General features: G+C 60.1%; 17 protein-coding genes, 2 tRNA genes and 1 pseudogene. 6 read left to right on the forward strand and 14 right to left on the reverse strand.

The features are described from left to right. Positions 1-3: 3 nt before the first annotated feature. Positions 4-861, reverse strand: a complete 858-nt coding sequence (locus tag V6M90_RS20965) for a LysR substrate-binding domain-containing protein (protein WP_042945855.1) — start codon at positions 859-861, stop codon at positions 4-6. A gap of 111 nt (positions 862-972) precedes the next feature. Between V6M90_RS20965 and V6M90_RS20970 the strand changes: the two genes are divergently transcribed. The 3 genes from V6M90_RS20970 to V6M90_RS20980 all read left to right on the forward strand — a co-directional run bounded on the left by V6M90_RS20970 (position 973) and on the right by V6M90_RS20980 (position 3,730). Then, complete coding sequence (locus V6M90_RS20970; RefSeq protein WP_305427431.1) at positions 973-2,100, forward strand: 2-aminoethylphosphonate--pyruvate transaminase; 1,128 nt, start codon at positions 973-975, stop codon at positions 2,098-2,100. Continuing rightward, positions 2,097-2,924, forward strand: coding sequence for a phosphonoacetaldehyde hydrolase (gene phnX / locus V6M90_RS20975; protein ID WP_332847082.1), 828 nt, complete (start codon positions 2,097-2,099; stop codon positions 2,922-2,924). Before V6M90_RS20970 ends, phnX begins: the two co-directional genes overlap by 4 nt. A 248-nt stretch (positions 2,925-3,172) precedes the next feature. Then, positions 3,173-3,730, forward strand: a complete 558-nt coding sequence (locus V6M90_RS20980) for a cytochrome b (protein ID WP_003174808.1) — start codon at positions 3,173-3,175, stop codon at positions 3,728-3,730. On the opposite strand, the gene V6M90_RS20985 is transcribed toward V6M90_RS20980, so the two are convergent. Beyond that, entirely contained in the window at positions 3,720-4,610 is an 891-nt protein-coding gene (locus V6M90_RS20985) for a 1-aminocyclopropane-1-carboxylate deaminase/D-cysteine desulfhydrase (protein ID WP_141064872.1), read from the reverse strand. The genes V6M90_RS20980 and V6M90_RS20985 overlap by 11 nt on opposite strands. 68 nt (positions 4,611-4,678) lie before the next feature. Next, complete coding sequence (locus V6M90_RS20990) at positions 4,679-6,718, reverse strand: NADPH-dependent 2,4-dienoyl-CoA reductase (protein WP_003174810.1); 2,040 nt, start codon at positions 6,716-6,718, stop codon at positions 4,679-4,681. Between the two features lie 212 nt (positions 6,719-6,930). Here V6M90_RS20990 and V6M90_RS20995 point away from each other — a divergent pair, with 212 nt between their 5' ends. Together V6M90_RS20995 and V6M90_RS21000 are read left to right on the forward strand one after the other, a co-directional pair. Further along, complete coding sequence (locus V6M90_RS20995) at positions 6,931-8,061, forward strand: carbon-nitrogen hydrolase family protein (protein ID WP_305427433.1); 1,131 nt, start codon at positions 6,931-6,933, stop codon at positions 8,059-8,061. Positions 8,062-8,065: 4 nt separating this feature from the next. Further along, positions 8,066-9,100, forward strand: a complete 1,035-nt coding sequence (locus tag V6M90_RS21000) for an AraC family transcriptional regulator (protein ID WP_003174812.1) — start codon at positions 8,066-8,068, stop codon at positions 9,098-9,100. An 8-nt stretch (positions 9,101-9,108) separates the two neighbouring features. Here the strand turns inward: V6M90_RS21000 and V6M90_RS21005 are convergent, their stop codons facing one another. Both V6M90_RS21005 and V6M90_RS21010 read right to left on the reverse strand, forming a co-directional pair. Beyond that, a complete protein-coding gene (locus V6M90_RS21005; protein ID WP_176156645.1) occupies positions 9,109-9,246 on the reverse strand; it encodes a hypothetical protein in 138 nt (45 codons plus the stop codon). 193 nt (positions 9,247-9,439) lie between these two features. Beyond that, positions 9,440-9,910 carry a MarR family winged helix-turn-helix transcriptional regulator gene (locus V6M90_RS21010; RefSeq protein WP_003174814.1) on the reverse strand — a complete coding sequence of 157 codons (471 nt, stop codon included), beginning with the start codon at positions 9,908-9,910 and terminating at the stop codon, positions 9,440-9,442. A gap of 37 nt (positions 9,911-9,947) precedes the next feature. On the opposite strand from V6M90_RS21010, the pseudogene V6M90_RS21015 reads away from it, so the two are divergent. Next, positions 9,948-11,105: pseudogene (locus V6M90_RS21015) on the forward strand (transketolase-like TK C-terminal-containing protein); the annotation flags it as partial. Position 11,106: 1 nt separating this feature from the next. On the opposite strand, the gene V6M90_RS21020 reads toward V6M90_RS21015, so the two are convergent. From V6M90_RS21020 to V6M90_RS21060, 9 genes are all read right to left on the reverse strand, one after another. After that, on the reverse strand, positions 11,107-11,922 hold the full coding sequence (locus V6M90_RS21020; protein WP_332847083.1) for a DUF2242 domain-containing protein: 816 nt from the start codon (positions 11,920-11,922) through the stop codon (positions 11,107-11,109). Between the two features lie 206 nt (positions 11,923-12,128). Beyond that, the gene (locus V6M90_RS21025) at positions 12,129-14,003 is read right to left on the reverse strand and encodes a SurA N-terminal domain-containing protein (protein WP_003174818.1); all 1,875 of its coding nucleotides are present in this window, start codon (positions 14,001-14,003) and stop codon (positions 12,129-12,131) included. 231 nt (positions 14,004-14,234) lie between these two features. After that, positions 14,235-14,507, reverse strand: coding sequence for an HU family DNA-binding protein (locus tag V6M90_RS21030; RefSeq protein WP_003174819.1), 273 nt, complete (start codon positions 14,505-14,507; stop codon positions 14,235-14,237). A gap of 150 nt (positions 14,508-14,657) precedes the next feature. After that, on the reverse strand, positions 14,658-17,054 hold the full coding sequence (lon, locus tag V6M90_RS21035) for an endopeptidase La (protein ID WP_003174820.1): 2,397 nt from the start codon (positions 17,052-17,054) through the stop codon (positions 14,658-14,660). Positions 17,055-17,214: 160 nt separating this feature from the next. Continuing rightward, positions 17,215-18,498, reverse strand: coding sequence for an ATP-dependent Clp protease ATP-binding subunit ClpX (gene clpX / locus V6M90_RS21040; protein ID WP_003238279.1), 1,284 nt, complete (start codon positions 18,496-18,498; stop codon positions 17,215-17,217). 112 nt (positions 18,499-18,610) lie between these two features. Next, positions 18,611-19,246 (reverse strand): ATP-dependent Clp endopeptidase proteolytic subunit ClpP, encoded by a 636-nt coding sequence (clpP, locus tag V6M90_RS21045; protein ID WP_003174822.1) that lies wholly within the window; start codon positions 19,244-19,246, stop codon positions 18,611-18,613. 91 nt (positions 19,247-19,337) lie between these two features. Beyond that, positions 19,338-20,648 carry a trigger factor gene (gene tig, locus V6M90_RS21050; protein ID WP_141064868.1) on the reverse strand — a complete coding sequence of 437 codons (1,311 nt, stop codon included), beginning with the start codon at positions 20,646-20,648 and terminating at the stop codon, positions 19,338-19,340. A 397-nt stretch (positions 20,649-21,045) separates the two neighbouring features. After that, positions 21,046-21,121: transfer RNA gene (locus V6M90_RS21055), tRNA-His, on the reverse strand. A 77-nt stretch (positions 21,122-21,198) separates the two neighbouring features. Continuing rightward, a tRNA-Leu gene (locus V6M90_RS21060) sits at positions 21,199-21,283 on the reverse strand. Between the last annotated feature and the right edge of the window lie 129 nt (positions 21,284-21,412).

The raw sequence follows: 21,412 nt of genomic DNA on the forward strand, positions 1-21,412 counted from the left end.
CCCTCAGGGCGCCAACTGGAAAAACGCCTGGATCAAGCGCAATGAGCGACGCCGCTCCATACAACCGAGCAAATGCCGATTGACCAGCCCAGCGCCCTGGATTGCTATCGCCTGCACGCGAGGGTCCGGGCTGACCTCCATCGACGACACCACCCCCACCCCCAATTGCGCCGCGACGGCTTCGGTCACCGCCTCACGGCTGTCCAGTTCCAGCAGCACGTTGGGCTGCACACCGGCTGCAAGGCAAGCGCCATCAAAGGTGCGGCGGGTGATGGAGCCAGGTTCGCGCAGCACCATGATCACCTCGTGCAGTTGCGCCAATTCAATGCCCTTGTCCGCCGTTGCCCATGGATGCCCGCTGGGCACCAGCGCACAGATCCGTGACGCGCTCAAGGGCTGCAGGTACAAGCCATTGCGCGGTTCCACCTCGGTGAGCACCGCCACATCCACGTGCTCGGACAACAACGCGGCCAGGGTTTCCTGGGCATTGCCCAGACGCAGGTTCACGGTAATGCCTGGGTAACGCGCGCGCAGGCGCGCGATCAATGGCATCACCAGGTGCGGACCGTCCGCCGCCACTTCCAGGCGCCCGGTGAGCAATTGGCGATTGGCTTCCAACAGCGCCTGTGCCTCGTCCACCAGGCCGAAGATCGAGCGGGTGATCGCCGCCAGGCGCACGCCTTCCTCGGTCAATTCCACCCGTCGCGCGGTGCGGCGCAGCAGCGGGATCTGGTAATGCTCCTCCAGGGCCTTGATATGCCCGGTCACCGCCGGCTGGCTGATAAACAGCCGCTTGGCGGCCTGGGTAAAGCTGCCCTCGCGGGCCACGGCATCGAATGCGCGCAGTTGGAACAGGTTCATCATTATCGGCCTCACTGATAGCTCGCATAACAACAAACAATTTGATTGATAACAAGCCAAACTGCAATTTAGGCGCCGTAGAGTCAACCCGTTGTTTTGCGAGGACACCCGATGACCACCGCCGCGCCCATCCTGCTCACCCCCGGGCCACTGACCACGTCTGCTCGAACCCGTCAGGCAATGACGGTGGATTGGGGTTCATGGGACGAGGATTTCAACCAACTCACCGCCAGCGTCCGCGAGCAACTGCTGGCGATCATCCACGGCGCCGACAGCCACCACTGCGTGCCGTTGCAGGGCAGCGGCACGTTTGCCGTCGAAGCGGCCATCGGCACGTTGGTCCCACGCAACGGCAAGGTACTGGTGCTGATCAACGGCGCCTACGGCAAGCGCCTGGCGAAGATCTGCGAGGTGCTCGGCCGCGACTTCAGCACCTTTGAAACCGCCGAAGACCAACCCACCACCGCCGCCGATGCAGACCGCCTGCTGGGCGCCGATCCGACCATTACCCATGTCGCGCTGATCCACTGCGAAACCAGCACCGGCATTCTCAACCCGCTGGCGCAGATTGCCCAAGTGGTGAACAACCACGGCAAACGGCTGATCATCGACGCCATGAGTTCCTTCGGCGCGCTGCCTATCGATGCTCGCCAAGTGCCGTTCGACGCGCTGATCGCTGCCTCGGGCAAGTGCCTGGAAGGCGTACCGGGCATGGGTTTCGTCTTCGCCGACAAACAGGCGCTGGCCGCCGCCGAAGGCAACTGCCATTCCCTGGCGATGGACCTCTTCGACCAGCACAGCTACATGGTCAGGACCGGCCAATGGCGCTTTACTCCGCCGACCCACGTGGTCGCCGCCCTGCACGAAGCGCTGCGGCAATACGCCGAGGACGGTGGCCTGCCCGCACGCCATCGACGCTACGCCAACAACTGCCAGGCGTTGCTCGACGGCATGGCCGGGCTGGGTTTGCGCAGCTTCCTGCGGGCCGATATCCAGGCGCCGATCATCGTCACCTTCCATGCCCCGCAAGACCCGCGCTACCGCTTCAAGGAATTCTATGAACGGGTCAAGGCCCAGGGTTTCATTCTGTACCCCGGCAAATTGACCCGGCTGGAGACGTTCCGCGTCGGTTGCATCGGCCATGTCGACGCAGCCGACATGCGCGCCGCCGTTACCGCCATCGCCCAGGCACTGCAAGCGATGGGCATCACCCTCTCATCCTTTGGATCGCACCCATGAACTATCAAGCCCCCAACACGCTCCAGGCCGTGATCCTCGATTGGGCCGGCACCGTGGTCGACTTCGGCTCCTTCGCACCCACGCAGATCTTTGTCGAGGCCTTCGCCGAGTTCGGTGTGCAAGTCTCTATCGAAGAAGCCCGAGGCCCGATGGGCATGGGCAAGTGGGACCACATCCGCACCCTGTGCAACCAGCCGCAGGTCGCCGAGCGCTACCGCGAGGCGTTCGGCCGCACGCCCACCGACGACGACGTAACCGCGATCTACCAGCGCTTCATGCCGTTGCAGATCGAAAAGATCGCCGAGCACTCCGCGCTGATCCCCGGCGCCCTCGACACCATCGCCCAGCTGCGTGCGCACGGTCTCAGAATTGGCTCCTGCTCCGGCTACCCCAAACAAGTGATGGACAAGGTCGTGGCACTGGCGGCCACCAACGGCTACATCGCCGACCATGTGGTGGCCACCGACGAAGTGCCCAACGGCCGACCCTGGCCGGCCCAGGCGCTGGCCAACGTCATCGCGCTGGGCATAGACGATGTGGCGGCATGCGTGAAGGTCGACGACACCGTGCCGGGCATCCTCGAAGGCCGTCGCGCCGGGATGTGGACCGTGGCGCTGACCTGCTCCGGCAATGCACTGGGCCTGACCTATGAGCAGTTCCGCGTCCTGGACAACGCCACACTGGCCAGCGAGCGCAAGCGCATCGAGGCGATGTTCGACGGCTCACGCCCGCATTACCTGATCGACACGCTCGCCGACCTGCCGACGGTGATCGCCGATATCAACCAGCGCCTGGCCCGCGGTGAAATGCCGCAAAGCCACTGACAGAGGTCAAAACAGCGGCATTCGCACCGGGCAATCCGATCAAAACAGGCATACAGTTAAAACACTGCGTCACCAAAGAACGCAATGCTGTTCCGTGAAAAACCTGTGCCTGTGGCGAGGGAGCTTGCTCCCGCTGGGGCGCGAAGCGGCCCGCTCTTTGTTTACAAAGAATGGGGACTGCTACGCAGTCCAGCGGGAGCAAGCTCCCTCACCACAGGCTTGCCCTGATGAAATGAGGAAACCCAGCGATGCCGTGGAAAAATTCCGATACGCGCTACAGCACCATGTCGATTGCGCTGCACTGGTTGATGGTGGTGCTGCTGGCGGTGGTCTACGCCTGCATTGAATTACGCGGCCAGTTCCCCAAAGGCAGCGGCGCCCGCACGCTGATCGTCGAGATGCACTTCATGCTCGGCCTCACCGTGTTTGTGCTGGTGTGGCTGCGACTGTTTGCACGCAGCCTGGGAGTTGCACCGAAGATCGAACCGGCGCCGCCGCAATGGCAAAGCCTGTTGGCCACGCTGATGCACTTGGCGCTTTACGCATTGATGATCGGTATGCCGATCGCCGGTTGGTTGGTCGTCAGCGCCGAAGGGCATTCGGTGCTGTTCTACGGCATGGAGTTGCCGCCGTTGATTGGCGAGAACAAGGCCCTGGCCAAGCAGATTGAAGGCTGGCACGTGTGGTTCGGCAAGCTCGGTTATTGGCTGATCGGGCTGCATGCATTGGCGGGCATCTTTCACCATTACGTAGTGCGCGATAACACCGCCTTGCGCATGATGCCGGGCAAGCGCGCTAGGCTGTAAACCCTCGGCGACCTTGCAGGCCGCCGGTGTGCACGAAGATCAGGCGAGTGTCGGGTGCGATACGTCCGGCCTCGATCTGTTGTTTCAACGCCAGCAGGGCCTTACCGGTGTAGAGCGGTTCCAGTAGCAGCCCGCAGGCTTGCTCGGTGGTTTCAATGAAGTCGAGCAACACCGGATCGACCTTGGCGAAACCGCCGCGGCTGGCGTCCACCAGTTCATAGCCGCCTGACACAAGGGCGCTCACGTTCTGCGCCACCCCGTGATCGTCCGGCACGGCCAGCGCGCCGTACACCGGATGCGCGCCCGCCTCGGCCAGTACCAACCCGGCCAGTGTGGTGCCGGTGCCCGCCGCCAGCCACCAGGCGTCGTAGTCGGGCCAGCCCAGGTTGCTCAATTGCGCGCGGGCCTGTTCGACCAGCACCCTGCAACCTGTTGCGCCGGCCAATCCGCCGCCCCCTTCGGGCACGGGAAACAGGTGCGGATAAAGCTCACGCCACGACGCCCAGAAACCCGGCTCATGACGCGCGCGATAGCCGCCGTAACCCAGCCAATGCAGCTGCATGCCGAACGCTTTCAAGTCCAGGACGGTGGGTGTGTCTTGCCGATGGCCGCGCAGCAGGCCGACGGTGGGAAAACCAAAGCGTTTGCCCGCCGCCGCCAGTGCGTGCAGATGGTTGGAGTAGGCACCCCCCAGGCTGATGATGCCGTGGGCACCGGCCTGTCGGGCCTGGGTCAGGTGCTCGGTGAGCTTGAACCACTTGTTGCCGCTGATCAGCGGGTCGATGCGGTCCAGGCGCAGCACGGCCAGTTCGACCCCGTTCAGCCAGTCCAACTGCAAGGGTTCAAGGGGAGCCTGGGGCAGCCAATCGAAGGGACCCATGGGGGGCGCATCTGCATGAAAAAAGGTGCGGTAGTCTAACACCGCACCTTTGGTTGACCGCTCGCTCTTTACAGCTCGGCGGCAAGGCGCGAGCCCTGGTTGATGGCGCGCTTGGCATCCAGCTCGGCCGCCACGTCCGCACCGCCGATCAGGTGCACGTTCTGGCCGGCCGCGACCAGGCCGTCGTGCAGTTCACGCAACGGGTCCTGGCCGGCGCAAATCACGATGTTGTCCACCGCCAACACCTGTGGCTCGCCTTCGGCGCCGATGCGGATATGCAGGCCGTCATCGTCGATTTTCAGGTACTCGACACTGTTGAGCATTTGCACCTGCTTGTTCTTCAACCCGGTGCGGTGGATCCAGCCGGTGGTCTTGCCCAGGCCGTCGCCGACCTTGGACGCCTTGCGTTGCAGCAGGAATACCTCACGCGCCGGCGCATGGCGCTCGGGCTTGATCCCGGCCACGCCGCCACGGGCTTGCAGCTGGGTGTCGATGCCCCACTCCTTCCAGAACGCTTCGCGGTCCAGGCTGGTGGACACACCTTGATGCACGAGGAATTCCGACACGTCAAAACCAATACCACCGGCGCCGATCACCGCGACGCGCTTGCCCACCGGTTTGCGTTCAAGGATCACGTCCAGGTAGCTCAGTACCTTGGCGTTTTCCACGCCTGGAATGGCCGGCGTACGCGGCGCAATGCCAGTGGCCAGGATGATTTCGTCGTAGCCACCGGCCGTCAGTTGCGCCACATCCACACGGGTGTCGAGGCACAGTTCGACATGGGTGGTCTGCAACTTGCGTTTGAAGTAGCGCAGGGTTTCGAAAAACTCTTCTTTGCCCGGCACGCGCTTGGCGATGTTGAACTGACCGCCGATTTCGCTGGCCGAATCGAACAGCGTCACCTGGTGGCCCCGCTCGGCCGCGACCGTCGCAGCGGCCAGGCCGGCAGGGCCGGCGCCGACCACGGCAATTTTCTTGATCTGTTGCACCGGCAGGTAATTCAGTTCGGTCTCGTAGCACGCGCGCGGGTTAACCAGACAGGTCGTCAGCTTGCCGCCAAAAGTGTGGTCCAGGCAGGCCTGGTTGCAGCCGATGCAGGTGTTGATTTCATCGGCACGGCCGGCGGCGGCCTTGTTGACGAACTCCGGGTCAGCCAGGAACGGCCGCGCCATGGAGACCATGTCCGCATCGCCTTCGGCAAGGATCCGCTCGGCGATTTCAGGGGTGTTGATGCGGTTGGTGGTGATCAACGGAATCCGCACCGCACCGCGTAATTTGGCGGTCACTTTGCTGAACGCGCCACGCGGCACCTTGGTGGCAATGGTCGGGATACGCGCTTCGTGCCAGCCGATACCCGTATTGATAATCGTCGCGCCGGCCTGCTCGATGGCCTTGGCCAACTGCACGATTTCTTCCCAGGTGCTGCCGCCTTCCACCAGGTCGAGCATCGACAGGCGGAAGATAATGATGAAATTCGGACCAACCGCTGCGCGCACACGGCTGACGATTTCCACCGCCAGGCGCATGCGGTTTTCATAGCTGCCGCCCCAACGGTCGGTGCGGTGGTTGGTGTGGGCGGCCAGGAACTGGTTAATGAAATAACCTTCGGAACCCATGATTTCCACGCCGTCGTACTCGGCCACCTGGGCCAAGAGCGAGCAGGTGACAAAATCCCGGATCTGCTTTTCGATGCCCTCTTCGTCCAACTCCTTGGGCTTGAACGGGTTGATCGGCGCCTGGATCGCGCTTGGCGCCACCTGCTTGGGGCTGTAGGCATAACGGCCGGCGTGAAGGATCTGCATGCAGATCTTACCGCCCGCCGCGTGCACCGCCTGGGTGACGATCCTGTGCTTCTGCGCTTCTTCGTCGGTGGTCAACTTGGCCGCGCCGGCGTACACCCCGCCTTCATCGTTCGGGCCAATGCCACCGGTAACCATCAGGCCCACGCCGCCACGGGCGCGCTCGGCGAAATAGGCGGCCATGCGCTCGAAACCGCCAGGCTTTTCTTCAAGGCCGGTGTGCATCGAACCCATCAGGGTACGATTGCGCAAGGTGGTAAAACCCAGGTCCAACGGGGCCAACAGATGCGGATAGGCAGCAGCGGTCATGGTACAGCTCCACAACGGATCATCACGGGACGTGGGACGTTCGAATGACGCCCCATCGGTTTATATCCCACAGACTAAGAGTCGGTGCCCTACCGCTCAATGACCGAAACTCACAACTTATTGATCCAAATGCACAGCACCCCTTGGCAAGCCGCTGCCGGGGCCCTACCCTAGTCAACGAACCCTGCACCCGGTCTGTTGTCTGTTGCCCCATGCGCAAACTTCTCGCTTTTACCGTCACCCTGGCTCTGGTTGCCGCCGTTGCCGCGTACCTGGTCTGGACTCAGGAGCGCCCCGTGGCGCATTACCTGTCGGACCTGCGCAGCACCCTCGCGGTCAACGAGGGCCAGCCTGCCGACCGCGGCAACCTGCTGGGCATCCAGCCGGAGCTGTTCCCCGCCGACTACCAGAGCCTGGAACGCCTGCACCTGAAACTCGCCGCCTACCTGCGCAACGCACGGGACCAAGGCCTGATCAATGACAAGACCATCGTGGTGCTGCCCGAGCATATCGGCACCTGGCTGATGCTGACCGGCGAAAAAAATGAGGTGTACCAGGCGCTGCACGCCAAGGATGCCATGCACTGGCTGTCGATCAGCAACCCGCTGCAGTTCCTGCGCGCCTGGATCAGCGCTACCGGCGATGACCGCACCAACGATGCCTACCTGCGCATGAAAGCGCCGGCGATGGCACGTGATTACCAGGTGCTGTTTGGTGGGTTGGCCAAGGAGTTCGGGGTCACGCTGGTAGCCGGCTCCATCACGCTGCCCAATCCCAGTGTGAGCCAGGGGCAACTGCAGGTCGGCCACGGCGCGCTGTACAACGCCAGCGTGGTGTTCGCGGCGGACGGCCTGCCGGTCGGTGATCCGCAGCGCCAGCTGTACCCGATCTACGATGAGCGTGGGTTTATCGAGCCTGGCGACGAAAACATCATCAGCGTGGTCGACACTCCGGCCGGTCGCCTCGGTGTGCTGGTGGGCAGTGACAGCTGGTACCCGGACAACTACCGCAAGCTCAACGAGCACGGCGCGCAATTGATCGCGGTACCGGCCTTTGTGCTCGGCCGCGAGACCTGGGACCGCCCGTGGCGCGGCTTCAAAAGCGTGTCTACGCCGCAGGAAATCAGCCTCAAACCCGAAGAACTCAGCGAAGGCCAAGCGTGGCGTCGCCTCACCTTGATCAGCCAGCCGCCGGTGAGCCAGGCAGGCGCCGGCGTGAGCGTCTTCCTGCGTGGACAGTTCTGGGACCTGGGCACCGCCGGGCAAAGCTTTCTGAGCCACAACGGGCAGATCAGCGCCGACGGCGACGCCCGTGGCGCACGCTTACTGAATATCTGGCTGTAACGCCATGAAGCCGGTGCGTCTGGGAGATCTGTCGGTGGGTTTCGTACACACCCTGGCCGATGCCGTCGCCAGCCACGGCCTGGACCCGCAACCGCTGCTGCTGCAATACGGTCTCGACCCCGCCCGCCTCGCCGAAGCCGGCGCGCGGTTGTCGATCCCGCGCTACATGCGCCTGGGCCATGCGGCCATCCAACTGACCGGCGACCCAGCGTTGGGCCTGCGTATGGGGCAATTCAGCCGTTTGAGCCAGGCGGGCCTGGCCGGAGTCACCGCCGCCCAGGCACCCACCGTACGCGAAGCCGCTCGCACACTGACGCGCTTCGAGCCGCTGTATGGGTCCAACTACCGTGGGCAATCGAGTTTTCATGAGGACGCGGAAGGTGCCTGGCTGCGTTTCTATTCCATCAGCCCCTATAACGCCTACAACCGCTTTGTGGTCGATTCGATCCTGTCCAGCTGGCTGCATCAGCTCTCCAGCCTGGCTCGACAACCGGTACAGGCGCAGCGGATCGACATTGAATTCGACGCCCCGGACTACAGTGAGCACTACAGCCTGTTGGGTACCAGCCCGATCCACTTCGGCGCCGCTGCCAATCAACTGCGCCTCAGCCAGCCAACCCTGGCCCTGCGCAATCCGGACCATTGCCCGAGCACCTGGCAACTGTTGCTGCAACTGTGTGAACGGGAACTGGAGCAACTGACGCGCACCCGCAGCCTGCGCGAGCGCATTACCCGACTGCTCGGGCCGATGCTCCATGGCGGCCGGGAACCCGACCTTGAAGAAGTGGCGGCACGCTTGAAGCTGCCGACCTGGACACTGCGCCGCAAACTGGCCGAGGAAGGCACTCAGTTCCGCGCGATTCTCAACGATACCCGCCGCGACCTGGCCATGACCTACATTCGCGATACGGAACTGGCGTTCGGCGAGATCGCCTACTTGCTCGGTTTTGCCTCGGCCCAAGCGTTTCAACGGGCATTCAGGCGGTGGAATAACCAGACCCCAGGCGAATTTCGCCGCAGTCAACGGCATTGCGCCTGAAGTCGGTCTTACAGCTCGGTGGCGTCGTCGGCCGGATCCAGCGGATCCCATTCAAAGGCCTGGTACTCCAGCAGTTCTTCCTGATAATCGTCCATCGTGGACTCCTCTTCTTTGTTAAAAGCGGTTGCAGGATTAATGACCTGCATAGCCAGCCTAAAGTGCCGTCATGACGAAAAAAAGTCTGCGTCATGACATTCCCGCCCTTCAGGATTAAACGTAGCAGCGTTATCCGGATTTAGGTATCTACATCACATCAACAGGATGACGCGTAGCAAGGGTTTGATCGCAGCGGTGCGACGATTCGAAACGCCAGCTCCCACAGGGACTCTTCGTTATGCTTCAGGATTTGCGTCGACTGCGAGTCTGCGCACCCGCGTCCATCGCCAGCCCCGCCGTGCGCTCCAGCGCATCGGCAAACCCCTGGCGCTGCTGCGGCTCGATCTGCGACAAAAACAGTTCATCCACCGTGCTTTCGTAGACCTTCCACATTTTTTTACGCAACACCCGCCCGGCCTCGGTAATCGAGGCAAACGCCGCGCGACCATCGCCATCGGAGCGTGAACGCACCACCAGGCCGTCTTTTTCCAGGCGGTCTACCAGGCGCGTGAGGTTGTAGCGCTCGATGGCCAGCACATCGGCCAATTCGTGCATGCGGCGGGTGCCGTCGGGGCCGCTTTCCAAGCCCCATAAGGCGTCATACCAGGCGTAAGGCGGCAGGTTTGCCTCGGCCAGGCGGCGTTCGATTTCACGGAAGACCGTCCTGTGGGCCCGGACAAAACGGAACCAGACATCAGGCTCTTTCGACGACATGCAATACCATCCGGGGGATTTCAAGAAGGTTGCAAACGTGCCGGCGCGCCACAGTGCCGTCGACTCGCTGCAGATCCCCGAACTTCGCCACCCAACTCAAGGACACCGGCGAGCGTGCCATTTCCACCACCATGGCGTTCGTACGCATCCTCGGCACCCTGCTCAAAGACCCACAGGTGGGCAAGCTGATCGTGCCCATCGTGCCCATCGTGCCGGATGAATCACGCACCTTCGGCATGGAAAGCCTGTTCCGGCAGATCGGCATCCACTCCGCCGTAGGCCAGCTTTATACGCCCCAGGACGCCGGGCAATTGAGCTACTACAAGGAGAGCAAAGACGGACAGATCATGCAGGAAGGCCTGAATGAGTCCGGCGCAATTTCCTCGTGGATTGCGGCGAGTACGTCCTACAGCAACCACGGCCTGATGACCGTGCCGTTCTCTATTTTCTATTCGATGTTCGGCTTCCAGCGCGTCGGTGACCTGGCCTGGGCGGCAGGCGATGCGCGGGCGCGTGGCTTCCTGCTGGGCGCTACGGCCGGGCCCACGCTGATGGGCGAAGGCTTGCAGCACGACGATGGGCATAGCCATATCCTGGCCTCGGTGATTCCGTGCTGTGTGTCCTATGACCCAACCTTTGCCTACGAACTGGCGGTGATCATTCGCGAAGGCATGCGGCGCATGTATGTGGAGCAAGAGGACATTTACTACTACATCACCCTGCTCAACGAAAACTACCCCCACCCGGCGATGCCCGAAGGTGTGGAAGAAGGCATTCTCAAGGGTATGTACCCACTGAGCGTCGCCCCGCAGGCCCAGGTGCAACTGATGGGCAGGCGGCCGAGCGCTGGAACCTGTTGCACCCGGAAAATGCGCCACGCGTGAGTTATGTGGAGCAAGGCCTGGCCGGACACACGGGGCCGGTGGTGGTGGCAACGGACTACATGAAACTGTTCGCCGACCAGATCCGCCCTTTCGTGCCGAACCGACGCTTCGTGGCGCTGGGCACCGACGGCTTCGGGCAATCGGATACGCAGGAAACCTTGCGCGAATTCTTCGAAGTGGATCGACACTTCATCGCACTGGCGGCCTTGAAGGCACTGGCCGATGACGGCGTGATCGGTCGCAATAAAGTCAGTGGGGCGATCAAACTCTACGGGATCAACGTCGACAAAGCCGACCCCGCAGCAGTCTGATTTACTGCGCAGGTGTCGGCAGCGGTGGAATCGCCTCTGTCGGCGCAGGCAGGTCCGGATTGGTCGGCGCCGGTGCAGGTATCGGTGCCTGTGTCGGTGTCTCGGTCGGTGCCGCTGTCGGCTCTGGCTGAGGCGCGATCGGCGCAGGCTCGGCCGGCGGTGCCAGAGGCTGCGAAGCGGCGGGGTCCTCTTTCGGCGCTTCGACCTTCTCGGCAGCCGGTATGGCCTTGGGTTCCGGCACACCCAGCTCCGCCTTCGGCTGCTCGGAAATATGCGCGGCCTTTTTTACTTCCTGAGGCAGGAACACGTCCACCAGCGCAAAGTAACGCTCGTAGAACTTCGGTGCCGAAACGGTCTCGCTGGCCACTTTCACCATCGAGTCATCGGTGGAGCCGATCGGCATCGACACCGAGCCCAGCACGCCCACACCCAGGCTCGCCGAGTTGTTGACCTTTTTCAACGCGTAGCGGTCCTGCAAGGCGTTGGCAAACATCGTCGAATGGTGGGTGCCTTTGCCGTCATCGGCGCACACCACGTTGAAACTGATCTGCAGATGGGTTTCGCCGGTCTGCTGGAAACTCTTGTTACCCACCACCAGCTTCGGATCGCTGCTGGTGATGATGTAGCCCTGGCTCAGCAAGGCACGCCGGGCAGCTTCGCACGCAGCGGTATCACTGACCGGGTAATCCCGGGAAAACGTACCGGAGTCGTCGAAGCTCTCATGTTCGTAAATAGCGGTCTTGGGTGACGAGCAGCCCGCGGCGCCCGCCAACACCAGCGCCACCCCGAGGCTGCGCAAGTAAAATGATGTCGACATTGATAATCCTGAGGAAAACGGTCTGGCCGGTATTGTGCAACAGAAAGTGGCCTTGGCGCGCGCATTCCTGTCGGTAAAACGTCACAGGCGTATGCGACGGGGCCTCCAGGAACAGCTGCCACCTGCGGGGTGCTCTACCATCCTGGCCTCGGCGCAAAAAAAAGCCCCCGGACTTTTCAGGCCGGGGGCTTTTATTCAAACCGCCATCAGTACTTCTTGATGTCAGCCTGGGTTTCCAACTGCTTACGGTAAGCCGCGAAGTCCTGCTGGCCGACACGGGAAGCGAGGAAGCGGCGGTATTGTGCCTTTTCTTCGTCCGTTGGGGCGCTCGCTTCGTTCACGCCGTTCAAGCGCACGATCACCAGGCTACCGTCAGCCAGGGTCACGGTGGTAAAGGTCGGCTTGTCCTTGGCCGCAGGCTTGGGCATGCGGAACAGGGCTTGCAGCACGGCAGGATCAACCGCTTCCGCGCTACGGCTAGCCGCTTCGGTGACTTTCCAGGCTTGGCCGTCGACCGGCTGATTCAGCGGGGTCTTGCCATCACGCAGGCTGGCGATCAGTTCGTCAGCGTGAGTCTTGGCCGCCGCGCTGGCGCGTTCCTTGGCCATCTGGGTGCGGATCGCCGCTGCAACGCTTTCCAGCGGCAGTTGTGCAGGCTTGCGGTGCTCTTTGGCACGCAGCACGATGATGGTTTCCGGATCCAGCTCGATGGCGGTGCTGTTGGCTCCCTCATCCAGCACTTCCGGGCTGAACGCGGCGGTGACCACGGCACGGTTGGCCGCAACACCTTCGCCACCTTCACGGCCAAATGGCGCGGAGGTATGCACGGTCAGCTTGAGGTCGGACGCGGGTTGAGCCAGATCGGACGCTTCGAATGCCGCATCTTCCAATTGCTTGGTTGCTTCGACGAAACGCTGTTCGACCTGCTGGGCCTTGAGTTCACGCGTCAGCTTGTCTTTCAGGCTGGCAAACGTCGGCACTTCAGGTGCTTCAACGCCGAGCAGCTTGATCAAGTGCCAACCGAAGGTACTGCGTACCGGCGCCGAGACCTGGTCCTGCTTCAACGCGTACAGGGCGGTTTCGAAATCCGGGTCGTAGACACCAGGGCCGGCAAAGCCAAGGTCGCCACCATTGTTGGCCGAACCTGGATCCTGGGAGAACTCCTTGGCCAGGGCGTCGAACTTCTCACCCTTGGCCAGGCGTGCCTGGATTTCTTCGATCTTGGCCTTGGCTTGCGCCTCGGTGACCTTGTCGTTGACTTCAATCAGGATATGCGCGGCACGACGCTGCTCAGCGAGGTTGGCGGTTTCTTTCTCGTAGGCGGCCTGCAGCTCATCATCCTTGACGGTGACCTGGTCGAAGAAGGACGACTTCTTCAATTCCAGATAGTCGATGACCACCTGGTCGGGGGTCATGAACTCTTTGGCATGTTGGTCGTAGTAAGCCTTGACCTCGTCGTCGGTGAGTTTCACCGCCGCAGGGTTGGCCTTGAGGTTCACGGTGGCGAAATCGCGGGTCTGTTTTTCCAGACGGGCGAACGCCAGCACTTCGGCATCAGTGACGAAACCGCTGCCCGCAATACCTGCGCGAACCTGGCCGATCAGCATTTCCTGGGTCAGCATCTGACGGAACTGCAGACGGCTGTAGCCCAACTGACGGATCACCTGGTCAAAGCGTTCGGCATTGAACTTGCCGTCCACCTGGAATTCCGGCGTTTGCAGGATCACTTGGTCCAGCGCAGCTTCAGAGAAGCCGAACTTCGAATCGGCCGCGCCTTGCAGCAGCAGTTTGCGATCGATCAGCCCCTTGAGGGCCGCATCGCGCAGCAGTTTTTCGTCCAGCAGCGAAGCATCGAAATCCTTGCCGAGCTGTTGCATCAGCTGGCGACGTTGCATATCGACGGCCTGGCTCAGCTCGGGCTGGGTGATGGCTTCACCGTTGACCTTGGCCACGTCCTGCTTGTTAGTACCCGAGGCCTGGAAAATGGCTTCGATACCGGTGAACGCCATCAATGCGACGATGATCCCGATAATGGTCTTGGCAATCCAGCCTTGTGAATTGTCCCTGATATTTTGCAGCATGCGTCCCCCAGAAACGGTTGAACTTCAAAAATAGGCAACCGTGGAGCGTGGGTAGAGTCCGGATAGAAGAAAGGCGCATCCGAGGATGCGCCTTCTCGTAACTGGCGGAGCGGACGGGGATTTGAATTCTCACCCCCGGCGTGGCGACCCAATGAATACGTGGGTCAGCTACCGCTCCGCTGCCAGGCCAGACCTGCGTCCGACCCGGGTAAGCAAAGGCTTGATCGAAGCTTAGTTAACGGCTTCTTTCAGGGCTTTACCGGCTTTGAAACCTGGTTTCTTGGCAGCAGCGATTTGCAGTGCTTTACCAGTCTGTGGGTTACGGCCAGTGCGAGCTGGGCGGTCAGTCACAGAGAAAGTACCGAAGCCTACCAGTACCACGGAGTCGCCGGCCTTCAGAGCGCCAGTGACGGATTCGATTACTGCATCCAGCGCACGGCCAGCAGCAGCTTTCGGGATATCAGCGGATGCAGCGATAGCATCAATCAGTTCCGACTTGTTCACTCTAAGTCCCCTTATATTTCTATTGAGTATGATTCTAAGTTTTTTGGTAAACAGCAAAAAATCAGTGCTGAATGGCCTACAGACACTTAAGAGCCGCTTTATAACAAGGGCTCTAAAAAACTGTCAAGGAAGCCCCCAGGCTAAATCGCATTAATGCGTGCTAATTCTTTCCTTGGAATCAGACTCTCGCTTTTCGTCCTTAGCGACTATCTCCGGAGCCACATCCGGCAAGGGCTCCGGCGCGTATTGCAGCGCAATTTGCAGGACCTCGTCAATCCATTTAACCGGTTTAATCTGCAGATCCTGCTTGATATTGTCAGGAATTTCCTTCAAGTCGCGAACATTCTCTTCAGGAATGATCACGGTCTTGATACCACCACGGTGTGCCGCCAGCAATTTCTCTTTCAGGCCACCGATGGCCAATACCTGGCCACGCAAGGTGATTTCCCCGGTCATCGCGACATCGGCGCGCACCGGAATGCCGGTCAGGGCCGACACCAGCGCGGTGCACATGCCTACGCCGGCGCTAGGGCCGTCCTTGGGCGTCGCCCCTTCCGGCATGTGGATGTGGGTGTCGTGCTTCTCGTGGAAGTCCAGGGGAATCCCCAGGCTGCGGGCGCGGCTGCGCACCACGGTCTGCGCGGCGGTGATGGATTCGACCATCACGTCACCCAGGGAACCGGTCTTGATCAGTTGGCCCTTGCCCGGGATCACCGCAGCTTCGATAGTCAGCAATTCGCCGCCCACCTGGGTCCATGCAAGCCCTGTCACCTGCCCTACCTGATCCTGTTGCTCGGCCAGTCCGTAACGGAATTTTTTCACACCCAGGAAGTGTTCCAGGGAGTCGGCAACGACCTTCACGGAGAAGCGTTTTTCCAGCGCATGCTCTTTGACTGCCTTGCGGCAAATCTTCGCAATCTGGCGCTCGAGGCCCCGTACGCCGGCCTCGCGAGTGTAGTAGCGGACGATATCGCGGATCGCCTCGACCTCAAATTCGATCTCGCCTTTCTTCAAGCCATTGGCCGAAATCTGTTTGGGCGCGAGGTATTTGACGGCGATGTTGATTTTCTCGTCTTCGGTGTAGCCCGGCAGACGAATCACCTCCATCCGGTCCAGCAACGCTGGCGGAATGTTCATGGAGTTGGAGGTGCACAGAAACATCACGTCGGACAGGTCGTAGTCGACTTCCAGGTAATGGTCGTTGAAATTGTGATTCTGCTCCGGGTCGAGCACTTCAAGCAGCGCCGATGCCGGATCGCCACGCATGTCGCTGCCCATTTTGTCGATTTCATCGAGTAGGAACAGCGGGTTGCGCACGCCCACTTTTGTCATCTTTTGAATCAATCTACCGGGCATAGAACCGATGTACGTACGGCGGTGCCCCCGAATTTCCGCCTCGTCACGCACGCCACCCAGGGCCATGCGCACAAACTTGCGGTTGGTGGCACTGGCAATCGACTCGGCCAGCGAGGTTTTACCCACACCAGGAGGACCGACCAGGCACAACACCGGACCCCGGATCTTCTTCACGCGCTTCTGCACGGCAAGATATTCGAGGATGCGTTCTTTGACTTCTTCGAGGCCATAGTGGTCGGCATCGAGGATTTCTTCGGCACGGGTCAGGTCCAGGCGCACCTTGGTCTGGGCTTTCCACGGCACTTGCACCAGCCAGTCGATGTAGGAACGCACCACAGTGGCTTCAGCCGACATGGGCGACATCTGCTTGAGCTTGTTCAGCTCGGCAGTGGCTTTGGTCAGAGCATCTTTGGGCAGACCAGCGGCGTCGATGCGCTTTTTCAGCTCTTCGATTTCGTTGTGGCCTTCCTCACCGTCGCCAAGCTCCTTCTGAATGGCCTTCATCTGCTCATTCAGGTAGTACTCGCGCTGGCTGCGCTCCATCTGCTTTTTCACACGACCACGGATGCGTTTCTCGACCTGCAACAGGTCGATTTCGGCATCCAGCAATGCCAGCACGTGTTCGACACGGGTCGACAGGTCGATGATTTCGAGGATGTCTTGCTTCTGCTCGATCTTCAGGGCCATGTGCGCGGCCATGGTATCGACCAGGCGGCTTGGCTCATCGATGCTGTTGAGCGATGAGAGGACTTCAGCCGGGACTTTCTTGCCCAACTGCACATACTGCTCGAACTGCGAGAGCAGGCTGCGTACAAAGACTTCGGACTCGCGCTCAGGGGCCTCGACCTCGTCGATCAATGCCACTTCGGCGCGCAGGTGGCCATCCACCTCCATGAAGCGCTCCACCGCGCCGCGCTGCTCACCTTCGACCAGCACCTTGACGGTGCCGTCCGGCAGTTTGAGCAGTTGCAGAACAGTGGCAACGGTGCCGACGCGATACAAGGCGTCTTCGCCTGGATCATCATCAGCTGGATTCTTTTGGGCCAACAGCAAAATCTGCTTGTCGCCCGTCATCGCGGCCTCGAGGGCTTCGATAGACTTCTCGCGCCCCACGAACAGCGGGATAACCATGTGCGGATAGACGACGACATCACGCAACGGCAGGAGAGGCAATTCGATGGTTGTCTTCATGATTTCGCCTCTATGACAGTTGAAAAATAAGCATGAAGCCAAGATGGGGGCTGCATGCAAAAAAAACAAGCTTATTGCCAGCAGTTAAACACAGTAAAAAAATCTGAAAAAACAAAGGGGCCTCTGGAGGCCCCTTGTCTGTACCGAAACTGCGCAACGCTTACGCGTCTGGCGCAGCCTTGGCGGTCGGCTCACTGTTTTCATAGATATACAGTGGCTTGGACTTACCTTCTATAACGCTTTCGTCGATCACCACTTTACTCACCTCCGACTGCGAGGGGATTTCGTACATGGTGTCGAGCAACACGCCTTCGAGGATGGAACGCAGGCCACGTGCACCGGTCTTGCGCTCCAGTGCCCGCTTGGCCACCGACTTGAGTGCATCGGTACGGAACTCGAGGTCCACGCCTTCCATTTCGAACAGCTTGGCGTACTGCTTGGTCAGGGCGTTTTTCGGCTCGGTGAGGATCTGAATCAGAGCAGCCTCATCCAGCTCGTCCAACGTGGCCAGAACCGGCAGACGGCCAACGAATTCCGGGATCAGACCGAACTTGACCAGATCGTCAGGCTCGACTTCACGCAGGGACTCGCCCACCTTCTTGCCTTCTTCCTTGCTGCGCACTTCTGCACTGAAACCAATGCCGCCACGGGTGGAACGTTGCTGAATAACCTTTTCCAGCCCCGAGAACGCACCGCCACAGATAAACAGGATGTTACGCGTATCAACCTGAAGGAATTCCTGCTGCGGGTGCTTGCGACCGCCTTGTGGCGGTACGGAAGCAACCGTGCCTTCGATCAGTTTCAACAGCGCCTGCTGCACGCCTTCACCGGAAACGTCCCGGGTGATCGACGGGTTGTCGGACTTGCGCGAAATCTTGTCGATTTCGTCGATGTAGACAATACCCATCTGGGCCTTCTCTACGTCGTAGTCGCACTTCTGCAGCAGTTTCTGAATGATGTTCTCGACATCCTCGCCCACGTAGCCAGCCTCGGTGAGGGTGGTGGCGTCGGCGATGGTGAAGGGAACGTTGAGCAGACGAGCGAGGGTCTCAGCAAGCAGGGTTTTACCCGAGCCTGTAGGACCGATCAGCAAGATGTTGCTCTTGCCGAGTTCGACTTCGTCGCCTTTCTTGTCACGCTGGTTCAGACGCTTGTAGTGGTTATACACCGCTACGGCCAGAACCTTCTTTGCACGCTCTTGACCGATGACGTATTGGTCAAGGATGCCGCTGATTTCTTTAGGCGAAGGCAATTTATGCGCGCTGCTCTCGGCCTGGGCTTCCTGCACCTCCTCACGGATGATGTCATTGCACAGGTCGACGCATTCGTCGCAGATAAAGACCGAGGGGCCGGCAATCAATTTGCGTACTTCATGCTGGCTTTTGCCACAGAAGGAGCAATAGAGCAGCTTGCCGTTGTCCTCGCCGTTGCGGGTGTCAGTCATTCGTTCGATCCAAATCCGATAGGCTTGCAACACAAGATGAAGGCTAATGCGGGCTTTTTCAAGCCCGCCAGTGATCGGATAATCCGACCTGCCCTATTTTGAGCTGCTTATATTAAGCGGGGCGCTTTTCGATCACTGCGTCGATCAACCCGTATTCACGTGCGGCTTCGGCGCTCATGAAGTTGTCGCGGTTGGTGTCGCGCTCGATTTCTTCCAGCGTGTGCCCACTGTGCTTGGCCATCAGCGTATTGAGGCGCTCGCGGATGAAGAGGATTTCCTTGGCGTGGATTTCGATATCCGACGCCTGGCCCTGGAAACCGCCCAGCGGCTGGTGAATCATCACGCGCGAGTTCGGCAGGCAGTAACGCTTGCCCTCGGCACCGGCGGTCAGCAGGAATGCACCCATGCTGCAGGCCTGACCAATACAGGTCGTCGATACGTTCGGCTTGATGAACTGCATGGTGTCGTAGATCGACATGCCCGCTGTTACCGAACCGCCCGGTGAGTTGATGTAGAGATGGATGTCCTTGTCCGGGTTTTCCGCTTCAAGGAACAGCAGTTGCGCACAGATCAGGTTGGCCATGTAGTCCTCTACCGGACCCACCAGAAAGATCACTCGCTCCTTGAGCAGGCGCGAGTAGATATCGTAGGCACGTTCGCCACGAGCGGACTGCTCGACAACCATCGGGACCAGGCCGCCAGCGGCCTGGATATCAGAGTTCTGCTGAATATAGGAATTACGGAACATGCTCTGCAGTTACTCCCAAATAGTCATGTCTTGAAAACGCATAAGCCAGCGCGAGGCTGGCTTATGGTTATATTTCCAACGAGTTGGACAATCAGTCGGCTTGTGCTGCTTGCGCCGGTTTGACTGCTTCTTCGTAAGAGACCGCTTTATCGGTCACCTTAGCCTTCTGCAGAACAGTATCCACAACTTGTTCTTCCAGCACAACCGAACGTACTTCGTTCAGTTGCTGGTCGTTCTTGTAGTACCAAGCCACGACCTGCTCAGGCTCCTGGTAGGCCGAGGCCATTTCCTGGATCATTTCGCGAACGCGGTCTTCGTCAGGCTTGAGGTCGAATTGCTTGACCACTTCAGCCACGACCAGGCCCAGCACAACGCGGCGCTTGGCTTGTTCTTCGAACAGCTCGGCCGGCAACTGGTCAGGCTTGATGTTGCCACCAAACTGCTGGACCGCTTGAACGCGCAGGCGATCCACTTCGTTGGACAGCAGAGCCTTAGGCACTTCGATCGGGTTGGCGGCCAGCAGACCGTCCATCACCTGGTTCTTGACCTTGGACTTGATGGCCTGACGCAGCTCGCGCTCCATGTTCTTGCGAACTTCGGTGCGGAAGCCTTCGATGCCGGTTTCCTTGATACCGAACTGGGCGAAGAATTCTTCGTTCAGTTCTGGCAGCTTAGGCTCGGAAACGCTGTTGACGGTCACGGTGAACTCGACGGCTTTGCCGGCCAGGTCCAGGTTCTGGTAGTCAGCAGGGAATTTCAGCTTCAGGACGTGCTCTTCGCCGGCTTTAGCGCCAACCAGGCCGTCTTCGAAACCAGGGATCATGCGGTTGGAACCCAGCACCAGCTGAGTGCCCTTGGCGGAGCCGCCAGCGAACACTTCGCCGTCAACCTTGCCTACGAAATCGATGTTCAACTGATCTTCGTTCTGGGCGGCACGGTCGGCCACTTCGAAACGGGTGTTCTGCTTGCGCAGGATTTCCAGCATGTTGTCCAGATCGGCATCAGCAACGTCGGCGCTCAGGCGCTCGACTTCGATACCGTCGAAACCAGCTACTTCGAACTCAGGAAACACTTCGAATACGGCAACGTATTCCAGGTCCTTGCCAGCTTCGAGGGACTTAGGCTCGATGGAAGGCGAACCCGCTGGGTTCAGCTTGTGCTCGACAACAGCTTCGTAGAAAGAAGCCTGGATCACGTCACCTACAGCTTCCTGGCGCGCATCGGCACCAAAACGACGCTTGATTTCGCTCATCGGCACTTTGCCTGGACGGAAACCAGCGATCTTGGCCTTCTGGGCAGTCTGCTGCAGACGCTTGTTGACCGCAGTCTCGATACGCTCTGCTGGCACGGTGATGCTCAGGCGGCGCTCGATAGCAGTAGTATTTTCAACAGAAACTTGCATGGATATTCCTCGTTGCACAGACGTTAGCCGGCCATTTCCGACCCCAATCAAGGGCATGCATTCTAGTGGGTCAAACTCAAGAAGTCACCCTACTGGAAATACGTGCGAAAACAGCTGGCGTTTTATCGGTACGAAGGCACTGATGCACCTCGCCCCGGCGACAAAACCAGCCAATCACGCCAGGGCTCTGCACCGCCTCTTCTATATATAGAAGGAGCCAGTCACCGCCCTGGCGCACGACGCTGCGTGCAGGACCGACAGACAGCACAGCATCATCGAGAAACATAAATGCGATGAAGCACCCCGCCAATCCGATCCAACACCTGCAGACGCCGGATATACGAACCGCCAAAACCAAAAAAGGCGCCAGACTGTTAAATCTGGCGCCTTTCGAATATGGGGTGGACGAAGGGGATCGAACCCTCGACAACGGGAGTCACAATCCCGTGCTCTACCAACTGAGCTACGCCCACCATATTGCGTTAACAAAGAAACCAAACCACTTCTTTGTTGAGCCCTGCCCCGCCTGTCGACCGAGCAATGCTTTAATTGGTGCGGATGAAGAGACTCGAACTCTTACGCCTCGCGGCGCTGGAACCTAAATCCAGTGTGTCTACCAATTCCACCACATCCGCGCATAAAGCTCTTAAAGCAAAGGCGCCAGATGATTAATCTGGCGCCTTTTCAGAATATGGGGTGGACGAAGGGGATCGAACCCTCGACAACGGGAGTCACAATCCCGTGCTCTACCAACTGAGCTACGC

This window comes from Pseudomonas lactucae (assembly GCF_036688725.1).
Classification (GTDB): Bacteria; Pseudomonadota; Gammaproteobacteria; order Pseudomonadales; family Pseudomonadaceae; genus Aquipseudomonas; species Aquipseudomonas lactucae.